A 22,843-nucleotide genomic window follows, 5' to 3' on the forward strand; every position below is an offset into this window, starting at 1 on the left:
TTGGTCATTACAGGATTATCGAATGCGTAGCGTAACGCCGTCAATCGAATCTGCGGTCAGCCGCCTGGCGCCGGGCTTTCGGGCATTAAGTATTGTGGTGGAGAGCGCGCCGGTGGCCGATCCCGCCGTCGCGGAGCAGGCGCTGGCCGAGGCCTGCCTGGCGGTGCAGCAGGATGATGTGCCCTGGGCGCAAGCGCACCTGGCGGCATGGGATGAAGCGTTCAGCGCCTTCGGCGCGAAGGCGAAACGTACCCCCTGTTCGGCGCAGGCGCTGCGCAAGCGGGTGCTGAAAGAGGGGAGCCTGCCGGCCATCGATCCGGTGGTGGATATCTACAACGCGATCAGCATTCGCTATGCCGTCCCGGTTGGTGGGGAAAATCTGGCCGCCTACCGTGGCGAACCGCGGCTGGCCATTGCCCGCGGCGATGAGCCATTCGATACGCTAAAATCGGCAGAGCCGGTAGTGGAATATCCGGAGCCGGGCGAAGTCATCTGGCGGGATGATATAGGCGTAACCTGCCGACGCTGGAACTGGCGACAGGGCGTGCGCACCCGGCTGGACAGCGGCGCGCAGACGATGTGGTTTATTCTCGAAAGCCTGCCGGCGATGCCGTTGTCGGCCCTGCATGAGGCGGGAGAGCGGTTGGTAGGTTATCTGCAGCAGCTGATGCCCGGCGCCCGCGCGTCGATAACGCTGCTGCGAGCCGATGACGAGGGCGATCTACGCTGAGCGGCGATGATCAGCGATCTCTCTTCAACTGGACAGGATTTGCGTATAAACTCGCGGGTTTTACTATTCCGGAGGCGGAGAGGCGATGAGCCAGGCAGAGTTAAACGGTGAGTTATTCACATTAGAGCGGTTCCCACCTAACGCTGAAGAAGAAGCGCTTCAGGCATGGGAAGCGGCGGATGAATATCTGCTGCAACAGGTGAATGACGTCGACGGCCTGACGCTCATCTTCAACGACGGCTTCGGCGCGCTCGCCTGCGCGCTGGCGGATCGCAACCCGGTCAGCATCAACGACTCCTTTATTTCCGAGCTGGCGACCCGCCACAACCTGCGGATGAACGGTATCGATGAAGAGAGCGTGCGCTTTCAGGATAGCCTGAGCCCGCTACCGGCCGCGCCGGCGCTGGTGCTGATTAAGGTGCCAAAACAGCTGGCGCTGCTGGAACAGCAGCTGCGCGCCCTGCGCGAAGTAGTTACGCCGGAAACCCGCATCATCGCCGCGGCGAAAGCCCGTGATGTGCACAACTCGACGCTGGCGCTGTTTGAAAAAATCCTCGGCACCACCACCACCTCGCTGGCGTGGAAAAAAGCGCGTCTGATCCACTGCGTTTTCACCGCTCCTGAACTTGCCGATGCGCCGCAAACCTACAGCTGGAAGCTGGACGGCACGCCGTGGACCATCCATAACCACGCCAACGTTTTTGCCCGCAGCGGGCTGGATATCGGCGCGCGTTTCTTCCTGCAGCACTTACCCTCTGATTTAGAAGGCGAGATCGCCGATCTCGGCTGCGGCAATGGGGTGATTGGCCTGCAGGCGCTGGCGCAAAATCCAAACGCCAGCGTGATGTTCACCGATGAGTCGCACATGGCGGTGGCTTCCAGCCGGTTGAACGTCGAGCGCAATCTGCCGGACGATATCGCACGCTGTGAATTCATGGTCAACAACTCGCTCTCCGGCATTGAGCCCGACCGCTTTACGGCGATTCTGTGTAATCCGCCGTTCCATCAGCAACACGCTATTACCGACCATATCGCCTGGCAGATGTTTAACGATGCCCGCCGCAGCCTGAAATACGGCGGCGAGCTGTACGTCGTCGGCAACCGCCACCTCGATTACTTCCGTAAGCTGAAGCGCGCGTTTGGTAATTGCACGACGATTGCGACGAACAATAAGTTTGTCATTTTGAAAGCAACCAAGGTGCGTAAGCAGCGCTGATTCTTGTCGCGGTTTCCCCCGGCTCGCGGCTGTCGCCTTAGCCGGGCTAGCGTGCGGGATTATCGTGGTAGCCCGGGGAAGGCGCATCGCGCCGCCCCCGGGACAGGGCTAAATCGCCAGCGCCAGTTTAGTGCCCTGGGCAATCGCCCGGCGCGCATCCAGCTCCGCCGCCACGTCGCAACCGCCGATGAGATGCACCGTTTTCCCCGCCGCGCGCAGCGGATCCGCCAGCTCGCGGCGCGGCTCCTGACCGGCGCAGATCACCACCTGATCGACCGCCAGCAGTTGGCGCTCGCCGCCGATAGTGACATGTAACCCTTCATCATCGATCTTTTCATAGCTGACCGCCGGGATCATTTTCACCCCGCGCGCCAGCAGCGTCGCGCGGTGGATCCAGCCGGTGGTTTTGCCGAGCCCTTCGCCCGGTTTGCTGGCTTTGCGCTGCAGCATCACAATCTGTCGCGGGCTTTTACTCAGTTGCGGGCCTTCAGCACTCAGCCCTCCCGCCGTTTGCAGGCTGGTATCGATACCCCATTCGCGGCAGAACTCGCCGATATCCTGGCTGGTGGCCACGCCCGACTGGCTTAAAAACATCGCGGTGTCGAAGCCGATACCGCCGCAGCCGATAATCGCCACCTTCGCGCCAACCGGCGCTTTATCGCGCAAGACATCAAGGTAGCTCAGCACTTTTGGATGATCGATCCCGTCGATCGCCGGCAGGCGCGGGGCGATACCGGTGGCGAGGATCGTCTCATCGAACGCCAGCAGATCGTCTGTCGTGACGCGGGTGTTCAGGCGTAGATCGACACCATGCAGATCGAGCATGGTGCGGTAGTAACGCAGCGTCTCGTGAAACTCCTCTTTGCCGGGGATCTGTTTGGCGATATTAAACTGACCGCCGATCTCCGGGAGCGCATCAAACAATGTGACGTGATGACCGCGGGCGGCAGCGTTTACGGCGAAGGCCAGACCGGCAGGCCCGGCGCCGACCACCGCCAGCTGTTTAGGCGCGTTGGCAGGCAGGACCGGCATCAGGGTTTCATGACACGCGCGCGGGTTGACCAGACAAGAGGTGACTTTGCCGACGAAGATCCGATCGAGACACGCCTGATTGCAGCCTATGCAGGTGTTGATCTGATCGGCGCGATCGTCCTGCGCTTTTGATATAAATTCGGCGTCGGCAAGGAACGGGCGGGCCATCGATACCATATCGGCATCGCCGCGGGCGAGAATATCCTCCGCGACCTGCGGATCGTTAATGCGGTTGGTGGTGATCAACGGGATCGACACCGCGCCCTTCAGCTTGCGGGTGACCCAGCTGAAAGCTCCGCGCGGTACCGGCGTGGCGATGGTCGGAATGCGCGCTTCGTGCCAGCCAATCCCGGTGTTGATGATGGTCGCTCCCGCCGCTTCAATCGCTTTGGCCAGTTCGGTGACTTCCGCCAGCGTGCTGCCGTCGTTGACCAGATCGAGCATCGACAGACGGTAAATGATAATGAAATCGTGGCCGGCGCGCTGGCGCACCGCCTTCACCACCTCTACGGCGAAACGCATGCGCCTGGCATAATCGCCGCCCCATTGGTCGTCGCGCTGGTTAGTGCGCGCGGCGAGAAATTCGTTAATCAGATAGCCCTCAGAGCCCATCACCTCGACGCCGTCATAGCCCGCTTCGCGCGCCAGCTGGGCGCAGTGGGCAAAATCATCGATCAGCGTCAGGATCTCATCGTGGCTCAGTTCATGGGGGGTAAAACGGTTGATCGGCGCCTGTAGCGCCGAGGGGGCCACCAGCGCGGGCTGGTAGCTGTAACGGCCGGTGTGCAGGATCTGCAGAGCGATTTTGCCGCCTTCCTGATGTACCGCGTCGGTAATATGGCGATGGTGCGCCAGATGGCTGGCATCGTTGAGTACCGCGCCGCCGGCCATGGTGACGCCAGAGGGCGCCGGAGCGATGCCGCCGGTGACGATCAGCGCCACGCCGTGACGGGCGCGCTCGGCGTAAAAGGCCGCCAGCCGCTGCGCGCCGTCCGGCAGCTCTTCCAGCCCGGTGTGCATTGAGCCCATCAACACGCGGTTTTTGAGCGTTGTGAAGCCCAGCTCAAGCGGGGCGAAAAGCGACGGATAGCGGCTCATAGTGGCTTCCAATGTAAAATTATTGTTATGTGGTCGGATGAGTTACTAATTTAGCCATCGTGGAGAAAAAGGGAAAAGGGGAGTGCGGTGATTGTGATGGGATTCAAAGAACGGCGAAGCGTTGCCCCACACCCCGGCCCTCTCCCAAAGGGAGAGGGGGGGGAAAGGCGGAGCGGCACCGGTAGTTAGGGTGAGGGGGAAGACGCAACGCGCTGGCGGCGCTCCAGACCCGGCGCCTGCCACATCGACGTTGTCAGCCCGCTATCGACAAGGCCAAGCTGATCGGCGTACACCGTCTGCCACTTGCTCATCATCTCCTGATACAGCTCGCGATGCTGCGGATTTGGGGTGAACTCGCGGTGCCAGCTCACTAACCGCTCTCCGGTGCTGGCCATATCGTCATACAGCCCGGCGCCGGTTCCGGCGGCGATGGCGCAGCCCAGCGCGGTGGCTTCGCGGACCACCGGCACCCGCACCGGCAGGCCGGTGACGTCGCTGAGGATCTGGCTCCACAGCGCGCCTTTAGAGCCGCCGCCGGCAAACACCAGGCTGTCGAATGTCACCCCGGAGAACTGCGAGATCTGCGCGAGGTTGCAGGCGGAGACAATCGCCGCGTTCTCTTCCAGCGCGCGGAACAGGGTCGCTTTATTGCACTTTTCCGGATCGATGGAGAGGTTAATAAACGACGGCGCGGCGTGGTACCACTGCTTAAAGTGCATAGCGTCGGAAAAAATAGGCATCACGCCGTGGGAACCGGCGGGGACGCGGCTGGCCATCTCCTCCAGCAGCGAATAGGCATCGACGCCGAGCCGCTCGGCAATTAGTTTTTCTTCAGCGCAGAAGGCGTCGCGAAACCAGCGCATGGTCAGGCCGGTAAAGAAGCTGATCGATTCCGCCTGCGCCATGCCGGGAATGACATGAGGATTAACACGAATATTCATCTGCGGATCGGTGCGCACCTGCGGCAGGTTGACCACCTGCTGCCAGAAAGTGCCGCCGAGTACCGCAGTTTGCCCGGCGCGCACCACCCCAAGGCCCAGGCAGCCGAGCTGGACGTCGCCGCCGCCCATCACCACCGGCGTCCCGGCGCGCAGGCCGCTCTGCTGCGCCGCCGCTTCGGTGACGGCGCCCAGCAGGGTACCGGTCTCTTTGACCGGCGACAGCATATCGGCGCGCAGCCCGGCCATATCCAGCAGCGCCGGACGCCAGTCGCGGCTGAACAGATCGAGCATGCCGGTGGTGCCGGCGTTTGACGGGTCGACCGCCAGCTCGCCGGAAAGCTTCGCCGCCAGCCAGTCGCTGATCATGGTGATGGTTGCCGCTTTGCGGTAGATATCGGGGCGGTGGTGCGCCAGCCACAGCAGGCGCGGCATGGCGCTGAGCGCCAGGGTTTGTCCCGAGACCTCGTATACCTCGGATTCGAAGCGATAGTCGTGGATCTCCTTAAGCTCCGCCACTTCGCGGCTGGCGCGGGCATCGACGTTGGCGCAGGCCCAGATGGCCTCGCCGTTGCGGTCATAGAGAACGATGCCTTCGCGCATCGAACAGCAGGCGACAGACTGAATATCGGCGGCAGAGAGCCGGGCGGCGTCGAGCGCCTGGCGAATGCACTGGCAGGCCAGCTGCCAGTTGGTGGTAAGGTCGAACTCCATCGAGCCGGGGACGTTATCAACGCTCAGGTGTTTCCATTCGGCCTGGCCTACCGCCAGCTGGCGGCCATTAAGATCGAAAATAACCGCCCGAATGCTGCCGGTCCCGGCATCTAACGCTAACAGGTAACTCATGACATGCGCCTCGCTGTGGTCGCGCGGCGCCTGGCCGTCAGGAGGCCAGGGTAAGCACCGCGCGTGCTGTTGTCTCTTCCGTTACCAGGCCATTAATGCGCTTGCCAATCAGAGCGGCATAAATCGCCTGCGCTTTTTCTTCTCCCCCGGCGACGCCAACGATGGTCGGCAGCTGCGCTAGCTCATCAAGGGTCACGCCGAGCAGTTCCCGATGGATCTCCAGTCCTTCTACCGGCCTGCCGTCGGCCTGCAGGAAATAACCTAAAATGTCGCCGACCGCGCCTTTGCGGGCGTACATAAGCTGTTCGCCCTCGCTGATATAGCCGGAGCGCAGGATGGTCGCGTCGCGCCGCTGATCGATGGCGCCGATGCCAACCACCGCCGCGTCCGCCGCCGTCGCCGCGAGGATCACGTCGCGCACGCTCGACTCACGGCGCAGGATCTCGGCGACCTCCGCCGAAGAGACCCGTAGCGGCGCCGGGATAATGCTGACGCTGCAGGCGGCATCCAGCTGGCCAATACCGGTCATATAGGGGCCGACGCCGCCGGAGAGGGTCACCAGCCGCACCTGCTGCGAGCCGATAAAGCCGCTGAGATGCTGCAGGCAGCTCATGGTGGCTTCGCCGAAGCCGACCGCCAGCAGCTGTCCCGGCTGCAGAATACCCATCAGCGACTGCGCCGCGCCGATCCCCAGCCGGGTATTCATCGGCGGGGTGTTGAGCGCCGGCAGTACGCGGGCAATCTTGAGGCCAAAACGCTGCTGGAGTTCACTTTCCAGTGCCAGACAGCCCTCATAGCGCGAGTTGATCTGCACGCGGATCACCCCGGACTGACGGCCTTTCTCCAGCAGGCGGGAAATCTTCAGCCGCGGCAGCCCCAAACGCTCGCCGATGTCATTTTGTGTCAGGCCGTCGTGGTAGTAGCACCACGCCACCCGCGCCACCAGCTCTTCCTCGGCTAACGCCAGCCCGGCGTAGCGGTTCTCTTCCGTAATGCGTTTTTCGCTCATAAATTGAACTCTTATAAAAATTTAGATCATATGTTCGCTATTGCGCGGCCGGAAAGTGTGAGCCGACTGGCAAAACGGATCTTTCATCGCTGGCCCATTTTTTCCTGAGGATCTAAAGCACCAAACTGTGATCTTCGCACGGTTGTAAATATAGTTCACCGTCTACGCTTTTGAACATTATTAAATTTAAAAATCATTTGTTCAAACGAGGCGCGACGATGAAGCCACTGCTTGAAGCTCGCCAGATCCGCAAACAGTTCTCCGGCGTTGCCGTGCTGAAGGGCATCGACTTTACGCTATGCGCGGGCCAGGTGCATGCCCTGATGGGAGGCAATGGCGCGGGTAAATCGACGCTGATGAAGATCATCGCCGGCGTCGAAACCCCGGATAGCGGTGAGCTGACGATCGGCGACCGCGCGTTTGCGCGCCTCAGCCCGGCGCTGGCCCACCAGCTGGGCATTTATCTGGTGCCGCAGGAGCCGATGCTGTTTCCCAACCTCAGCGTGCGCGAGAACATTCTCTTTCGTTTGCCGAAGCGGGCGGATACCGCCGCGCGACTGCAGGAAAAACTGCAGCAGCTGAACTGCCAGATCAACCTCGATGCCAGCGCCAGCACGCTCGAGGTAGCCGATCAACAGATGGTCGAGATCCTGCGCGGCCTGATGCGCGAAGCGCGGATCCTGATCCTTGATGAACCCACCGCCTCTTTAACCCCGGGCGAAACGGAGAGGTTGTTTAGCCAGATCCGCGCGTTACAGGCGCTGGACGTGGGGATCGTGTTTATCTCGCACAAACTGCCCGAAATCCGCCAGCTTGCCAGCCATATTTCGGTGATGCGCGACGGGGCGGTAGTGCTGAGCGGCGAGACCGCAACTTACCGCGATGAGCAACTGATTAGCGCTATGACGCCGGCCAGCCGCGACCATACGCTGAGCGACACGCAAAAGCTGTGGCTGGCGCTGCCGGGCAACCGCCGCACCCAGGCGCAGGATTTTCCCGTGCTGCGGGTGGAGGATCTTACCGGAGAAGGCTTTATCGATCTCAATCTGGAGATCCGCGCCGGGGAGATCGTCGGCCTCGCCGGGCTGGTGGGATCCGGGCGCACCGAATTTGCTGAAACCTTATACGGCCTGCGTCCACCGCGCGCCGGGCGGATCTGGCTGGAGAATCGCGAGATTAGTAATGACAGCACCCGAGCCCGGCTGGCCAGCGGGCTGGTCTATCTGCCGGAAGACCGCCAGGTCTCGGGGCTGTTTCTTGATGCGCCGGTGCGCTGGAACACGGTGATGTTCAATCAGCCGTCGTGGTGGCAGCAGGGGAAACGGGAGGCGGCGGTGGTTGAGCGCTATCACCGGGCGCTGGGGATCAAGCTGGCCGATGGCGATCAGCCGGTGCGCACTCTCTCTGGCGGTAACCAGCAGAAGGTGCTGCTGGCGCGCTGTCTGGAGGCCAACCCGCTGCTGCTAATTGTCGATGAGCCGACGCGCGGCGTGGATGTCTCCGCCCGCGCCGATATCTATCAGCTGCTGAAAAGCGTCGCCGCGCAAAATGTGGCAGTGCTGATGATCTCCTCCGATCTGGATGAGTTCATCGGCCTGGCCGACCGGGTGCTGGTGATGCATCAGGGCCGCTACAGCGGCGAGCTGGCGCGGCAGGCGGTGACCGTCGATCGCATGATGACCCTGGCCTTCGGAGGGCAGGCATGAAAACGTTACTCAAGAATCGCGAACTGAGCGCCTTCTTTGCCATCGTGGCGCTCTTTGTTGTGCTGGTGGCGCTCAATCCGGCCTATTTCAGCCTGCAGACCCTGGCGATGATTTTCGCCAGCTCGCAAATCCTCTGCCTGCTGGCATTGGGCGCGACCCTGGTGATGCTGACCCGCAATATTGACGTGTCGGTAGGCTCCACCGTTGGGCTATGCGCCATCGCCGTCGGCGTGGCGCTGAACAACGGCTACGGGTTGGCGACGGCCATCGCCTTCGCGCTGGCTATTGGCGCGCTGGCCGGGGCGTTTAACGGCCTGCTGGTGGTGGGGCTGCGCATTCCGGCGATCGTCGCGACGCTCGGCACGCTGGGGTTGTATCGCGGGGTAATGCTGCTGTGGACCGGCGGGAAATGGATCGAGGGCTTGCCCGACAGCCTGAAATCGCTCTCGGAGCCTGCGTTTATCGGCGTGTCGCCGCTGGGCTGGCTGGTGCTGGCGCTGCTGCTGGCGGGCGGCTGGCTGCTGTCGCGCACCGCCTTTGGTCGTGATTTTTACGCCGTTGGCGATAACCTCGCCGCCGCGCGCCAACTGGGCGTGGCGGTCAACCGCACGCGGATGCTGGCCTTTACTCTCAACGGTATGCTGGCGGCCTGCGCCGGGATCGTCTTCGCCGCGCAGATTGGTTTTGTGCCTAATCAGACCGGCAGCGGCCTGGAGATGAAAGCCATCGCCGCCTGCGTGCTGGGCGGGATCTCGCTGCTCGGCGGTACCGGCACGCTGCTTGGCGCGTTTCTCGGCGCCTTTTTCCTCACCCAAATTGACACCGTACTGGTACTGTTCCGCCTTCCCGCCTGGTGGAACGACTTTATCGCCGGCCTGGTGCTGCTCGGGGTGCTGGTGCTCGATGGCCGTCTGCGACAAGCGCTGGCCCGCCATCAGCGGGCGCTAAAGTACAGCCGTTTCCAGCCCGGTAACAAAGGGGGGAAACAGGTTGCCCGCTTTCCCGAACGCAAAAGCAAAGAGGTGGCTTAAATGAAGCTGAAGCTGAAGCTTAACTGGGAAAGCGCGCTGCTGGCGTTGCTGATCGTGGAGATCCTGCTGTTCGGCGCGCTGAATCCGCGCATGCTGGATCTCAATATGCTGCTCTTTAGCACCAGCGACTTTATCTGCATCGGCATCGTCGCGCTGCCGCTGACGCTGGTGATCATCAGCGGCGGGATCGATATTTCGCTGGGCTCGACCATCGGCCTGTGCGCCATCGCCCTCGGGGTGATGACCCAGGCGGGCTGGCCGCTGTGGCTCGCGGTATCGCTGACGTTGCTCTTGGGACTGCTGTGCGGGTTATTCAACGCCGCGCTGATCCACTACACCGGCATCAGCCCGCTGGTGATCACGCTTGGTACGCTGTATCTGTACGGCGGCGGCGCGCTGCTGCTTTCCGGGATGGCCGGCGCGACCGGTTACGAGGGGATTGGCGGTTTTCCCGATAGCTTCACCGCCTTCGCCAATTTAACCCTCGCCGGACTGCCGCTGCCGCTGGTGCTGTTCGCGATTATCACCTTTTTCTTCTGGCTGCTGACCCATCGCGGGCGCTTTGGCCGCCACCTCTTTTTACTCGGGCAAAACCCGCGCGCCGCGCGCTATGCCGCGCTGTCGGTGAACGGCATCCCGTACGTGCTGTATGGCCTGGTTGGCGTCGCCTCGGCGGTCGCGGCGCTGGTGATGGTCTCCTATTTCGGCTCGGCACGTTCGGATTTAGGCCGCGACCTGCTGATGCCGGCGCTGACCGCGGCGGTGCTCGGCGGGGCCAATATTTACGGCGGCTCGGGATCGATACTGGGTACCGCGCTGGCGGCATTGCTGGTGGGGTATCTGCAACAGGGTTTACAGATGGTCGGCATCCCCAACCAGGTGTCGAGCGCGCTGTCAGGGGCGCTGTTGGTTGTGGTGGTGATGGGGCGTTCGCTGAGCCTGCACCGTGAATGGGTGCGCGCGACCTGGCGGCGTCTTTTCTCGCATAAAACAATCGGAGCATAAAATGAAATTAAAACTGATCGTGCTGGCGCTGGCGATGAGCGTGGTTACCGCGCAGGCGGCGGACCGCATCGCCTTTATTCCTAAGCTGGTCGGCGTCGGCTTCTTTACCAGCGGCGGCAACGGCGCGAAAGAGGCGGGGAAAGCGCTGGGCGTGGATGTCACCTATGACGGCCCAACCGAGCCCAGCGTCTCCGGCCAGGTGCAGCTTATCAACAACTTCGTCAACCAGGGCTACAACGCGATTATCGTTTCCGCTGTCTCGCCGGACGGCCTGTGTCCGGCGCTGAAGCGGGCGATGCAGCGCGGGGTGAAAGTCCTGACCTGGGATTCCGATACCAAGCCGGAGTGCCGCAGCATCTATATCAATCAGGGCACGCCGCAGCAGCTTGGCGGCCTGCTGGTCGAGATGGCGGAAAAGCAGGTGACGAAGCCTACTGCCAAGGTAGCGTTTTTCTACTCCAGCCCGACGGTGACCGACCAGAACCAGTGGGTGAAGGAAGCCAAAGCCAAAATCGAAAAAGAACATCCGCAGTGGCAAATCGTCACCACCCAGTTTGGCTATAACGATGCCACCAAATCGCTACAAACCGCCGAGGGGATCTTAAAAGCCTATCCGGATCTCGACGCCATTATCGCGCCGGATGCCAATGCGCTGCCGGCGGCGGCGCAGGCGGCAGAGAACCTCAAGCGTCAGGGCGTGGCGATTGTCGGCTTTAGTACGCCGAACGTGATGCGTCCGTACGTTGAGCGCGGCACGGTGAAAGCGTTCGGCCTGTGGGATGTGGTTCAGCAGGGCAAAATTGCGGTTAACGTCGCCGATCGATTGCTGAAAAAGGGCGATCTTAACGTGGGCGACAGCGTTGAGGTGAAAGATATCGGCTCGCTGAAGGTCGAACCGAACAGCGTGCAGGGCTACCAGTATGAGGCGAAGGGCAACGGTATCGTGCTGCTGCCGGAGCGCGTGGTGTTCAGCAAAGAGAACATCAACAACTACGACTTCTGACGGAGGATGAGATGGCAGATTTAGACGATATCAAAGAGGGGAAGGACTTCGGTATTGACCGCCCGCAGCAGAATACGCTGTATACCCTGAAAGGCTGCGGCTCGCTGGATTGGGGCATGCAGTCGCGGCTGGCGCGCATCTTTAATCCGCACAGCAACCGCACGGTGATGCTGGCCTTCGATCACGGCTACTTCCAGGGGCCAACGACCGGGCTGGAGCGTATCGACCTGTCGATTGCGCCGCTGTTTGCCGACACCGACGTGCTGATGTGCACCCGCGGCGTACTGCGCAGCCAGGTACCGGCGGCCACCAATAAGCCGGTGGTGCTCCGCGCCTCCGGCGGCAATTCGATTTTGAGCGAACTCTCCAACGAATGCGTGGCGGTGGCGATGGAAGACGCGCTGCGGCTCAACGTATGCGCGGTGGCGGCGCAGGTCTATATCGGCAGCGAATACGAACATCAGTCGATCAATAACATCATCAAACTGGTGGACGCCGGCAATCGCTACGGTATGCCGGTCCTGGCGGTTACCGGCGTCGGCAAAGAGATGACCCGCGATGCGCGCTACTTCTCGCTGGCCAGCCGGATTGCCGCCGAAATGGGGGCGCAGTTTGTGAAGACCTATTTCGTTGAGGAAGGCTTTGAAAAAGTGACCGCCAGCTGTCCGGTGCCGATCGTTATCGCCGGCGGTAAAAAACTGCCGGAGCATGAGGCGCTGGAGATGTGCTGGCGGGCGATCGACCAGGGGGCTTCCGGGGTGGATATGGGGCGCAATATCTTCCAGTCCAGCGCCCCGCGCGCGATGCTGAAGGCGGTGAAAAAGGTGGTGCATGAGAATCTGAACGCGCGCGAAGCGTATCAGTTCTGGCAGGAAGAAAAACAGGGAGAGCTGAAATGAACGTCACGCTAGTGGAGATCAATATTAAACCCGAGCGGGTGGATGAGTTTCTCGAGGTGTTTCGCGCCAACCACGAGGGCGCGCTGCGGGAGCCAGGCAACCTGCGCTTTGATGTCCTGCAGGATCCCGAGGTGAAAACCCGCTTTTTTATCTACGAAGCCTATAAAGACGATGAGGCGGTGCTGGCGCATAAGAAGACGCCGCACTATTTAGCCTGCGTCGAAAAGCTGGAGGAGATGATGTCGCAGCCGCGGCAGAAGCGCAGCTTTATCGGCCTGTTACCGCAGGTGTGAGGGTTATCCTTCCCCCTCTCAGAGGGAGAGGGTGAAGGACACTTTATTACGCTTCTTCGACCGAAACGCGCAGGGCCGCCAGCGCCTTGCGCGCCGCCTTCAGCACCTGCTCGCACTGCTCAAGGGTGAGCGTCAGCGGCGGTTCAATGCGGATCGTCTTGGCGTTGTTTAACGTCCCGGCGACCAGCACCCGCTGTCTGAACATCTCGCTGGCAAAGTCGTAGCCAATCTCGTTATCAACAAACTCGATAGCCATCAGCATGCCTTTCCCGCGCACTTCATTCACCAGGTCCGGATACTCCTGCGCCAGCAGGCGGAAACCGTCCAGCAGCATATCGCCTTTCTGCGCCGCCTGCGCCGGCAGGTTTTGCGTCAGCAGCACGTTGATCGTCGCCAGCGCCGCCGCACAGGCCAACGGGTTGCCGCCGAAGGTGGTGGTGTGCAGGAACGGGTTATCGAAGAGCACCGAGAAGACCTCTTCCGTCGCCACCGTCGCGCCGATCGGCATCACACCGCCGCCGAGCGCTTTCGCCAGACACAGAATGTCCGGCTGGACGTTCTCATGTTCACAGGCGAACATCTTGCCGGTGCGGCCCATGCCGGTCTGCACTTCGTCGAGGATCAGCAATGCGCCAAACTCGTCGCACAGTTGACGCACCGCCGGCAAATACCCCGTTGGCGGGAGGATCACGCCCCCTTCGCCCTGAATCGGCTCGAGGATCACCGCCGCGACGTCGTCGCCGGTTTTCTTGCACTCGCTCAGCATGGTGCGCATGGCGTTGATATCGCCGAACGGCACGTGGCGGAAGCCCGGCAGCAGCGGCATAAAGGGTTTGCGGAAGGTCGACTTGGCGGTGGCCGACAGCGCGCCCAGCGATTTACCGTGGAAGGCGCCGCTGGTGGCGATGAAGGTAAATTTACCGCGCGGCGACTGATAGGCTTTCGCCAGCTTGATGGCCGCCTCTACCGATTCGGTACCGCTGTTGCAGAAGAAACTGTACTTTAGTTTCCCGGGCGTTAAGGCTGCCAGGGTTTTCGCCAGCATCGCGCGTAGCGGGTCCAGCAGCTCCTGACTGTGAAGCGGTTGTTTCGCGAGTTGATTCTCGACGGCGGATACCACAACTGGATTACGGTGCCCTACATTGAAGATGCCAAACCCACCAAGGCAGTCGATAAACTCCTGTCCCTGGGTGTCGACAAGCGTATTTAACCCTCCCGCTTGCCACTCTACGGCTCCGTAATCCCCGCCGGCTGTGACCGATTTTCGATACTCTAAAAACCCCGGATTCACATGCTCTTTAAAGTATTCCCTGACCTCCTGGTTAAGTGCTTTCATTTCCTCATGATCAAGCGTGCGCTTTTCAATGAGATTCAGTGCGTGTGCGCTGCAGGCCAGAGCCGATGCGCTGGAAGGTAACCTGTTCAAAATGTGCTCCTGGGGCGGACGTATCACACGATACTGGATTAAGTATTGCAGGGATTACGCCAGTTCGGCAGAAGCGGTGAAAATCGGGATAAATGCAAAGCAAAAGACGAATTGTGTAAAATTTAATCTCATTGCGCCACTATTGGCACGTTTTATTCCTGAGCTGACGAGATTTTCTGCCTGGCGGCAATAGACGGGGCGATCCGCCGTGGTGCGGGCTGCCCCAGCGCGGGGCAGCCGGTGGTGAAAAAAGAGGCTTAGTCGAGCTGAGAGATCTCCATCGCCGCCCGGTCAATAATGCCGATGATCTGCTTGAGCTGGGCGGCACTGCTGGCCTGCTGGTTCACTTTCAGGTCGAGGACCGCTTTGAAGTTTTCCAGCGCGCGCTTCATCTGCGGATCGCGGCGCAGCTCGCAGCCGACCATCCGCGCCTGCAGGCGCTCCTGGATATGGGCCAGGTGCTCCTGGTTCTCGGCGTGCAGCTGTTTTCCTTCCTCGCTGATAAGGATTTTCTTGCGTCCGTTGTCGTCTTCCACGCTGATAAGGCCCTGGTCCTGGAGCAGATCCAGCGTCGGATAGATCACCCCCGGGCTGGGGCTGTAGTTCCCCTGGGTAAGCGTTTCGATCTCTTTGATCAGCTCATAGCCATGGCTGGCGCTGCGGCTGAGGATATCCAGAATGATCAGCCGCAGTTCGCCGTGGCCAAAGAAACGCTGGCGACGTCCGCCGCCGCGGCGGCCATGGTCGCCGTGTTCGCTAGGGTCACCGTGGCGCCCGCGTGGCCCACGCCCTTCTTCATGATGATGTCGCATGGTTACCTCCTGCTGTTTTGATATATCTAATTTATATCTAAAAAATGAATGTTCGCAATGCTGGTTGCTATTTATTTTTTAATATATTGATATATATGAAATTATTTTCTGACTGTGGATTTTGATGCGGTTTGTTTTGACTATATCAAAAAAAGACTTGCATTCTTATTAGTTGGCAATCATTATCATTTGCATCAAGTTTAGATATATCTATTTACCGTTCACGAAGGCAATCGATGATGACAAAAACCAAAGCAGACAAGTACCCGCAGCGTGTCCGCAATGAGCTGCGTTTCCGTGAGCTGACGGTGCTGCGCGTGGAGCGCGCAGGCGCGGCGTTCCAGCGTATCGTGCTGGGAGGCGAGGCGCTGGAAGGCTTCGCCTCTCACGGCTTTGACGACCATACCAAGCTTTTTTTCCCCGAGCCGGGCGCGGCATTTACCCCGCCGCAGGTGACCGAGGAGGGGATTGACTGGGGGGAAGGCGTGCGGCCTGCCACCCGCGACTATACGCCGCTGTACGATGCCGAACGTCACGAGCTGGCTTACGATTTCTATATCCACGATGGCGGTATCGCCAGCCGTTGGGCGCTGGAAGCAAAAGTGGGCGATAAGCTGGTGATCGGCGGCCCGCGCGGCTCGCTGGTGGTGCCGGAAGATTATGCCTGGCAGCTGTATGTTTGCGATGAGTCCGGCATGCCGGCGCTGCGCCGTCGTCTGCTGGGATTACGCCAGCTGCCGGCGAGGCCGCAGGTGACGGCCATCGTTACTATCGCCGATGCGTCGTATAAAGATTATCTGGCGGATCTCGACGGCTTTAACATCGAGTGGGTGGTGGGCCACAATCCGGCCTTCGTCGCCGAGCGTCTGGCGCAGGTGAAGGTGCCGGCGGAGGATTATTTTATCTGGCTGACCGGCGAAGGCGCGGTGGTGAAATCGCTGCTGGCGCGCTTTGAAGACGAGAGCATCGATCAGCAGCTGGTGCGTTCCCAGGCGTACTGGCACAGCAAGTAAAAAGCCATCGTGGTAAAACCCGGATAGCGGCGCGTCGCGCCCTATCCGGGCTACCGGCGGTGCCGTTTTTTGTCGGGTGGCGGCTTACGCCTTACCCGACCTGCTATTCGGCGGTGTTACGTCGCCCCGGTAAGCGCAGCGCCACCGGGGAAGGCTTAGCGTTCCGCCAGCGCCTTAAACACCATTGCCACCGCGTGGGCGCCGGGGTCCATATTGCCGAGCAGGCTCTCGCTGTTGAGATAGGAGGCGCGTCCGGCGCCGGCTTTGCTCGACTGGCAGGTGCGATCCGCCCCGGCCTGCGCCGCGGCGAAAGCGGCCTGCAGATTATCCGGTTCGGCCAGCAGCGCCGCCAGGGCCGGCTGTAGAGCATCAATCATTGTCCGGTCGCCCTCATCGGCGCCGCCGTAAAATTTCATCTGCCCCAGACCGGCGTTCAGCGCCTCGGCCACGCTGGCGCCTTGCCCCAGCTTCTGCCCGGCAGCGGTGAAGAAGATAGACATCAATACCCCGCTGGAGCCGCCCATCACCACCGTCAGGCGTTCGCCGATCAGCGCGAAGAGCGTTGGCAGATCGTTCAGCGGCAGCTGCTGACGCTCGAGCCGCTCGGCAATCTCGCGCGCCCCGGCGGCGAAGGTGGAGCCGGTATCGCCGTCGCCTACTTTGGCATCCAGCGCGTTGAGATGTTCTTCAAGATCGATGAGGGCGCCGGTCACCTGCGCCACGTAATCGCCCACCTGTGGGTTGGCCGAGGGCGTAAAATCCACCCGGGCGCTGTCGAGGGTGGACGGCACGACGTTGATAGTCCGCGGCTGCACCGGCTTCTGCCAGCTGGCGGTTTCCACATCCGACAGCAGCGCTTTCTCAATACTCTCCTCCAGCACGATGGCGGTCAGCGAGAAGCCTTTCATATCCAGCGCCGTCACCAGCGAGGCCGGGCCTATTAACCAGTCAATGCGCGCCTGCAGCGGGGTGTTGGCCAGCTCGCGGGTCAGGATCGCCATCTCAGCCACCGACACGCCGCCGAGGTTATTGAGCATCACCGCCAGGCGGCCGGTTTCCGGTAGGGCGGCGGTCAGTTTTTCCACCATCAGGTTAACGATCTCCGCACTGTTTTGCGTGGCGATCGTCGAGGCGCCCGGCTCACCGTGGATGCCCATTCCCAGCTCGGCGTGACCGGCCTGATGGCGCGGCGCGCTGTCGGCTTCCTGCGGCAGGTGGCAGCTGGCCAGCGCCACCCCGATGCTGGCGGTATGGCTGGCGGCGTATTGCGCTTCGCGCAGGACGGTGGCGAGGTTGAAGCCGCGCTCGGCGAAATAGCCAGCCACTTTATGCACCAGAATGGTCCCGGCGATGCCGCGCGGCTGTTTGTTATCCGGCAGCGAAATATCGTCGCCGACGATCAGCATCTCCACGTTGTAGCCGAGTCGGCGCGCTTTCTCCGCCGCCAGACCGAAGTTAAGCCGATCGCCGGTGTAGTTTTTGACGATCAGCAGGCAGCCCGCCTCGCCGGTCACTGCCTGAATGGCGGTGAGCACCGCGTCGACGCTCGGCGAGGCGAACAGATCGCCGCAGACCGCGGCGGTCAGCATGCCTTTACCAATAAAGCCGACGTGCGCCGGTTCATGGCCGGCGCCGCCGCCGGAGATCACCGCCACGTTGTTTTTATTCAGATCGCGACGGACCACCACCCGGATCGCCGGGTCGCTCTCCAGACGGGCGAGGTTATTCCACGGGCTGGCGATAATGGTACCCTCAATCACATCGTTGACGAGGCTGGCGCGCTGGTTAAAAAAGAATTGAGACATAGTGGTTCCTGAAGAGTAAGCGAAAACTCACCCTCCGGAGGCAGGCCCCCGGAGCGGTAACGGTCAACGTGAATTTTAGTCACGGATAAGGCGCTGGTGGCGCATATCGAGCACGATAGTCTCGCCGGGCTGCACGCTGTTCAGCGCCTCGCCCTGCTGGCTCAGCCAGGCGATCCCCGCCGCGCGGGCGATAATCGCGCCGTGAGCCTGTTCGCTGCCATCGCGCAGGCACAGGCCTTTAACGAAGCTGGCATCCAGCTGTAAGACGGTTGAGGGATAAATGTTGTCGGCAATAATAATTGTTGGCTCGCCGGGCGTCGGCACTCTCTCCTGAACGCCCTGCAGATGGCGCAGGGTGCGCTGCAAAATATCTTCGATATCGATATAGCGCGCCTGCAGGTAGGGGTCATCCAGCTGGCGATACTGCTGGCTGAGCTCCATCAACACCTGATGCCATGCCCATTCCGCCGTGCATTGTTCGGTGAGCAGACGATCGTTGGCGGCATCAAACAGATCGTCATCGTCGAGCAGGGTGTGGTGCCCGGCGAAGATCGCCGCGATATCGGCGTGAAATTTATTTTCCGCCAGCTCGGTCAGGGCGATAAGATCCGCCAGCGTCTGGTCAATGGCCTGGCGCAGGCGCTGCTGCTCGCGGGCGGCATCGGCGGCAGCCGGGCGGAGCGGCTGGATCAGGGCCAGCGGATAGCGCAGGGCAGCGCCTTCGACGCGCTCGGGCGTTGCCGGAGCCGCTGCCGGTTGCGCCGCAGGCGATTCACCGAAGTTATCGGCGGCCAGCGCCTGAAACGCCGCCAGCGCCGCGTCGGCATCCGGACCGCGGGCCAGCAGGCGCAGCTTATCGTTGCGGCGGACCTGCAATAGCGCGATTTGGTTGAGGCTGTCCGGTTTGACGCACTTCCCGTTTTTCTCCAGCAGCAGATCGGCGTTAAAGCCCGCCAGCGCGGCGACCAGCTTCGACGCCGGACGCACGTGCAGGCCGTTGTGATTGTTAATAATGACTGACACCGATTTTGTGTCGCCGTCGTCGGCAAGCATCGGCGCCGGCGCGGCGTCAGAAGTTGGCGAAGGTAAACCCAGCTGAACCCGCTTGGCCTCCAGGGCGCTCATGGCGTCGGCGATCACCTTGTCGATCCCCGCGCCGGAGGCAGCGCTGACGGTGGCCGCCAGCGTCCCTTCCACCAGCGGCGCGGCGCACAGTCGCACCTTCGCGGCAATCGCCGGATCGAGCAGATCGAGGGCGGTTTCGGCGCTGAGCAACGCGCTGCCGATATCCATCATCACCAGCACGTGATCGGTATCGGCCACGGATTCGATCGCCTCCATGACTTTAAGCGGATCGGTGCCGATCGGGCTGTCGGGATCGTCGATCCCGGCGGCGATCGCCAGTTTGCAGCCATCGTTGATTAACATCTGCCGGGCCAGTTCTCCGACACCTTCGCCCAGCCGGGCGCTATGAGAAACAATAACCAGGTTTACCATCGCGATTTCCTTACTCTTTGGCGGCGGCGGCCAGCATCTGAACCATAAACAGCACCGAGGTCGCGCCGGGATCCTGATGTCCGATGCTGCGCTCGCCGAGATAGCTGGCGCGGCCTTTACGCGCCTGCATAGTGATGGTGGCGTGGGCCGCACGCTCGGCCACTTCGCAGGCGGCATCCAGCGCGGCGGCGATCGACAGGTGCTGCTCGCTGGACTGGCGCAGGGAGTCCACCACCGGCAGCCAGACGTCGCACATGGTTTTATCCCCTGGCTCCGCTTTGCCGCGGTTGACGACACCGTCCGCACCTTCGCGGATCATCAGGTACAGCTCGTCGAGCGTCAGGCTCTGGTGGGCCTGGGTCACCTGCGCGGCGCGAATGAAGAAGGTGCCGAACAGCGGGCCGCTGGCGCCGCCGACGTTGGAGAGCAGCGTCATGCCGGTGTTTTTGAGGATAAAGCCAATATCTTTATCGGCAATCGACGGCAGCTTTTCGACCACTTTACTGAAACCGCGGTGCATATTGAGACCGTGGTCGGCGTCGCCAATCTCTTTATCGAGGCCGGTGAGAAAATCGCTCTCTTTGGTGAAAATATCGCCGCAGCGGTACAGCCAGTCGACGATTTGCGTTCTGTTCAGTGACATGTCGTGCTCCTTAGTTTCCCCAGTTCAGCGCCGGGGTGTGAACCGGGGCGTCCCATAGCGTCAGCGTCTCGTCATCCACTTTCAGCAGAGTGATGGAGAAGCCCGCCATATCCAGCGAAGTACAGTAGCTGCCGATGAGGTTGCGTTCGATGATGATGCCGGACGCTTCGCAGCGCTGGGCAAGGCGGTTATACACGCCATACAGTTCGGAAAGCGGAGTGGCGCCGAGGTTATTAACCAGCGCGATAACCCGGTCGCCGTTTTGCAGCGCGGTTTTGCTCTGCTGCACTTCCTGCCACGCGCCCTTGACGGTATCCCACTGGCGCAGCGTGCGGCTGTAAGCGCCGTTTTCCAGCAGGGTATCGAACATCTCATCGACGGTTTGGTCCAGCGAGCTGAAGCGGCGGCGGTCGATGCCCGGCTCGCCGTGAATGCCGACGCCGAACTCCATCTCGTCATCTTTCAGCGTAAAGGATGGCTGCCCGGCAGCCGGTACGGTGCAGGCGCCGAGGGCGATACCAATCGAGTGGCCGAGATTGTTCAGGCGGCGGCCCAGTTCAGCGCAGGCTTCCAGCGAGTCGCCGCGCTCGGCGGCGGCGCCGACCAGTTTTTCGATCAGTACGGTGTTGGCGACGCCGCGACGACCGGCGGTATAGAGGCTGTCTTTCACCGCCACGTCGTCGTCGACCACCACGGTGGTGACTTTAATGCCGCTCTCATGCAGCAGCTCGGTGGCGGTCTCAAAATTCAGGATGTCGCCGGTATAGTTTTTGATAATCAGCAAGACGCCTTCGCCGCCGTCAATTTGCATCGCGCATTCAAACATTTTGTCCGGCGTCGGCGAGGTGAAGATTTCCCCCGGACAGGCGCCGGAGAGCATGCCCTGGCCGATATAGCCGCAGTGCATCGGTTCATGTCCGCTGCCGCCGCCGGAGAGCAGGGCCACCTTGCCAGCCACCGGCGCGTCGGTGCGGGTCACATACAGCGGGTCCTGATGCAGGGTCAGCTGCGGATGGGCTTTAGCCAGCCCCTGTAATTGTTCATTCAGTACATCTTCAACACGGTTAATCAGCTTTTTCATTATTCAGTGCTCCGTTGGAGAAGGTTCGATGCCGCCTCTCTGCTGGCGGAGGCAGTCATCGCGTAGGGGTATCGTCTGACGGTGGAGCGTGCCTGGCGATATGATGATTCTGGCTGAGCGGACGAAAAAAAGAATGCCCCGACGATCGGGTTTCATTACGAAACATTGCCTCCTTGTTTTGTTTCTTTATGGAACGTTTTTGCTGAGGATATGGTGAAAATGCGAGCTGGCGCGCTTTTTTTCTTCTGCCATAAGCGGCGGTCAGGATAGCTGGCGAAGCGGGTGGGAAAAAATTTTTTGCTGATTTTCTGCCGACTGCGGGAGAAAAGGCGGTCAAATACGGAGGATTGTAAGGGCATTATGCGGCAAAGGAGCGGATCGGGATCGCAATCCTGACAGAGACTAGGGTTTTTTGTTCCAATATGGAACGTAAAAAATTAACCTGTGTTTCATATCAGAACAAAAAGGCGAAAGATTTTTTTGTTCCCTGCCGGCCCTACAGTGATCGCACTGCTCCGGTACGCTCCGTTCAGGCCGCGCTTCACTGGCCGGCGCGGATAACGCCAGGGCTCATCATGTCTACATGCGCACTTATTTGAGGGTGAAAGGAATGCTAAAAGTTATTCAATCTCCAGCCAAATATCTTCAGGGTCCTGATGCTGCTGTTCTGTTCGGTCAATATGCCAAAAACCTGGCGGAGAGCTTCTTCGTCATCGCCGACGATTTCGTAATGAAGCTGGCGGGAGAGAAAGTGGTGAATGGCCTGCAGAGCCACGATATTCGCTGCCATGCGGAACGGTTTAACGGCGAATGCAGCCATGCGGAAATCAACCGTCTGATGGCGATTTTGCAAAAACAGGGCTGCCGCGGCGTGGTCGGGATCGGCGGTGGTAAAACCCTCGATACCGCGAAGGCGATCGGTTACTACCAGAAGCTGCCGGTGGTGGTGATCCCGACCATCGCCTCGACCGATGCGCCGACCAGCGCGCTGTCGGTGATCTACACCGAAGCGGGCGAGTTTGAAGAGTATCTGATCTATCCGAAAAACCCGGATATGGTGGTGATGGACACGGCGATTATCGCCAAAGCGCCGGTACGCCTGCTGGTCTCCGGCATGGGCGATGCGCTCTCCACCTGGTTCGAGGCCAAAGCTTGCTACGATGCGCGCGCCACCAGCATGGCCGGAGGACAGTCCACCGAGGCGGCGTTGAGCCTCGCCCGCCTGTGCTATGATACGCTGCTGGCGGAGGGCGAAAAGGCCCGTCTGGCGGCGCAGGCCGGGGTAGTGACCGAAGCGCTGGAGCGCATCATCGAGGCGAACACTTACCTCAGCGGCATTGGCTTTGAAAGCAGTGGCCTGGCCGCCGCCCACGCAATCCACAACGGTTTCACCATTCTTGAAGAGTGCCATCACCTGTATCACGGTGAGAAAGTGGCCTTCGGTACCCTGGCGCAGCTGGTGCTGCAGAACAGCCCGATGGACGAGATTGAAACGGTGCTGGGCTTCTGCCAGCGCGTCGGCCTGCCGGTGACGCTCGCGCAGATGGGCGTCAAAGAGGGGATCGACGAGAAAATCGCCGCGGTGGCGAAAGCTACCTGCGCGGAAGGGGAAACCATCCATAATATGCCGTTTGCGGTGACCCCGGAGAGCGTCCATGCCGCTATCCTCACCGCCGATCTGTTAGGCCAGCAGTGGCTGGCGCGTTAATTCGCGGTGGCTAAACCGCTGGCCCAGGTCAGCGGTTTTTCTTTCTCCCCTC

General features: G+C 61.0%; 20 protein-coding genes. 10 read left to right on the top strand and 10 right to left on the bottom strand.

Translation table 11 applies throughout. The annotated features are described in order from the left end of the window. Positions 1 to 22: 22 nt before the first annotated feature. Both IB144_RS03010 and rlmG read left to right on the top strand, forming a co-directional pair. Entirely contained in the window at positions 23 to 730 is a 708-nt protein-coding gene (locus IB144_RS03010) for a B3/4 domain-containing protein (RefSeq protein WP_002917889.1), read from the top strand. A gap of 85 nt (positions 731 to 815) precedes the next feature. Further along, the gene (gene rlmG / locus IB144_RS03015; protein WP_004181396.1) at positions 816 to 1,946 is read left to right on the top strand and encodes a 23S rRNA (guanine(1835)-N(2))-methyltransferase RlmG; all 1,131 of its coding nucleotides are present in this window, start codon (positions 816 to 818) and stop codon (positions 1,944 to 1,946) included. Positions 1,947 to 2,054: 108 nt separating this feature from the next. Here rlmG and IB144_RS03020 read toward each other — a convergent pair whose 3' ends face one another. The 3 genes from IB144_RS03020 to lsrR all read right to left on the bottom strand — a co-directional run bounded on the left by IB144_RS03020 (position 2,055) and on the right by lsrR (position 6,869). Next, a complete protein-coding gene (locus IB144_RS03020) occupies positions 2,055 to 4,076 on the bottom strand; it encodes an NADPH-dependent 2,4-dienoyl-CoA reductase (RefSeq protein WP_032418344.1) in 2,022 nt (673 codons plus the stop codon). A gap of 185 nt (positions 4,077 to 4,261) precedes the next feature. After that, the gene (gene lsrK / locus IB144_RS03025; RefSeq protein ID WP_004149900.1) at positions 4,262 to 5,860 is read right to left on the bottom strand and encodes an autoinducer-2 kinase; all 1,599 of its coding nucleotides are present in this window, start codon (positions 5,858 to 5,860) and stop codon (positions 4,262 to 4,264) included. Positions 5,861 to 5,897: 37 nt separating this feature from the next. Next, complete coding sequence (lsrR, locus tag IB144_RS03030) at positions 5,898 to 6,869, bottom strand: transcriptional regulator LsrR (protein ID WP_004144837.1); 972 nt, start codon at positions 6,867 to 6,869, stop codon at positions 5,898 to 5,900. A 218-nt stretch (positions 6,870 to 7,087) separates the two neighbouring features. Between lsrR and lsrA the strand changes: the two genes are divergently transcribed. The 6 genes from lsrA to lsrG are packed head-to-tail and all read left to right on the top strand — an operon-like array spanning position 7,088 to position 12,806. Next, the gene (lsrA, locus tag IB144_RS03035) at positions 7,088 to 8,575 is read left to right on the top strand and encodes an autoinducer 2 ABC transporter ATP-binding protein LsrA (RefSeq protein WP_004889660.1); all 1,488 of its coding nucleotides are present in this window, start codon (positions 7,088 to 7,090) and stop codon (positions 8,573 to 8,575) included. Continuing rightward, complete coding sequence (gene lsrC / locus IB144_RS03040) at positions 8,572 to 9,606, top strand: autoinducer 2 ABC transporter permease LsrC (protein ID WP_004174225.1); 1,035 nt, start codon at positions 8,572 to 8,574, stop codon at positions 9,604 to 9,606. Before lsrA ends, lsrC begins: the two co-directional genes overlap by 4 nt. A 6-nt stretch (positions 9,607 to 9,612) precedes the next feature. Continuing rightward, a complete protein-coding gene (gene lsrD / locus IB144_RS03045) occupies positions 9,613 to 10,611 on the top strand; it encodes an autoinducer 2 ABC transporter permease LsrD (protein ID WP_002917727.1) in 999 nt (332 codons plus the stop codon). A gap of 1 nt (position 10,612) precedes the next feature. Beyond that, on the top strand, positions 10,613 to 11,614 hold the full coding sequence (lsrB, locus tag IB144_RS03050) for an autoinducer 2 ABC transporter substrate-binding protein LsrB (RefSeq protein ID WP_004185763.1): 1,002 nt from the start codon (positions 10,613 to 10,615) through the stop codon (positions 11,612 to 11,614). 11 nt (positions 11,615 to 11,625) lie between these two features. Then, positions 11,626 to 12,513 carry a 3-hydroxy-5-phosphonooxypentane-2,4-dione thiolase gene (lsrF, locus tag IB144_RS03055; RefSeq protein WP_002917724.1) on the top strand — a complete coding sequence of 296 codons (888 nt, stop codon included), beginning with the start codon at positions 11,626 to 11,628 and terminating at the stop codon, positions 12,511 to 12,513. Then, entirely contained in the window at positions 12,510 to 12,806 is a 297-nt protein-coding gene (lsrG, locus tag IB144_RS03060) for a (4S)-4-hydroxy-5-phosphonooxypentane-2,3-dione isomerase (protein ID WP_004181386.1), read from the top strand. The genes lsrF and lsrG overlap by 4 nt, the downstream gene beginning before the upstream one ends. A 46-nt stretch (positions 12,807 to 12,852) precedes the next feature. Here the strand turns inward: lsrG and ygjG are convergent, their stop codons facing one another. Both ygjG and IB144_RS03070 read right to left on the bottom strand, forming a co-directional pair. Continuing rightward, the gene (gene ygjG / locus IB144_RS03065; protein ID WP_023316052.1) at positions 12,853 to 14,232 is read right to left on the bottom strand and encodes a putrescine aminotransferase; all 1,380 of its coding nucleotides are present in this window, start codon (positions 14,230 to 14,232) and stop codon (positions 12,853 to 12,855) included. A gap of 257 nt (positions 14,233 to 14,489) precedes the next feature. After that, entirely contained in the window at positions 14,490 to 15,044 is a 555-nt protein-coding gene (locus IB144_RS03070) for a PadR family transcriptional regulator (RefSeq protein ID WP_002917718.1), read from the bottom strand. Between the two features lie 236 nt (positions 15,045 to 15,280). On the opposite strand from IB144_RS03070, the gene IB144_RS03075 reads away from it, so the two are divergent. Beyond that, a complete protein-coding gene (locus IB144_RS03075; RefSeq protein WP_004144829.1) occupies positions 15,281 to 16,057 on the top strand; it encodes a siderophore-interacting protein in 777 nt (258 codons plus the stop codon). A 155-nt stretch (positions 16,058 to 16,212) separates the two neighbouring features. Here the strand turns inward: IB144_RS03075 and IB144_RS03080 are convergent, their stop codons facing one another. The 5 genes from IB144_RS03080 to IB144_RS03100 all read right to left on the bottom strand — a co-directional run bounded on the left by IB144_RS03080 (position 16,213) and on the right by IB144_RS03100 (position 21,442). Then, positions 16,213 to 17,862 (bottom strand): glycerone kinase, encoded by a 1,650-nt coding sequence (locus IB144_RS03080; RefSeq protein WP_004174228.1) that lies wholly within the window; start codon positions 17,860 to 17,862, stop codon positions 16,213 to 16,215. A 75-nt stretch (positions 17,863 to 17,937) separates the two neighbouring features. Continuing rightward, on the bottom strand, positions 17,938 to 19,359 hold the full coding sequence (gene dhaM / locus IB144_RS03085) for a dihydroxyacetone kinase phosphoryl donor subunit DhaM (protein ID WP_004174229.1): 1,422 nt from the start codon (positions 19,357 to 19,359) through the stop codon (positions 17,938 to 17,940). Positions 19,360 to 19,369: 10 nt separating this feature from the next. Further along, positions 19,370 to 20,002, bottom strand: coding sequence for a dihydroxyacetone kinase subunit DhaL (dhaL, locus tag IB144_RS03090; protein ID WP_004181378.1), 633 nt, complete (start codon positions 20,000 to 20,002; stop codon positions 19,370 to 19,372). A 10-nt stretch (positions 20,003 to 20,012) separates the two neighbouring features. Then, a complete protein-coding gene (dhaK, locus tag IB144_RS03095; RefSeq protein WP_002917682.1) occupies positions 20,013 to 21,083 on the bottom strand; it encodes a dihydroxyacetone kinase subunit DhaK in 1,071 nt (356 codons plus the stop codon). Positions 21,084 to 21,238: 155 nt separating this feature from the next. Beyond that, entirely contained in the window at positions 21,239 to 21,442 is a 204-nt protein-coding gene (locus tag IB144_RS03100; protein ID WP_019704944.1) for a hypothetical protein, read from the bottom strand. Between the two features lie 251 nt (positions 21,443 to 21,693). Between IB144_RS03100 and IB144_RS03105 the strand changes: the two genes are divergently transcribed. Further along, complete coding sequence (locus IB144_RS03105) at positions 21,694 to 22,791, top strand: glycerol dehydrogenase (protein WP_002917681.1); 1,098 nt, start codon at positions 21,694 to 21,696, stop codon at positions 22,789 to 22,791. Positions 22,792 to 22,843: the final 52 nt, after the last annotated feature.

It is taken from the genome of Klebsiella sp. K4 (genome assembly GCF_014596785.2).
Taxonomy (GTDB): domain Bacteria; phylum Pseudomonadota; class Gammaproteobacteria; order Enterobacterales; family Enterobacteriaceae; genus Klebsiella; species Klebsiella pneumoniae.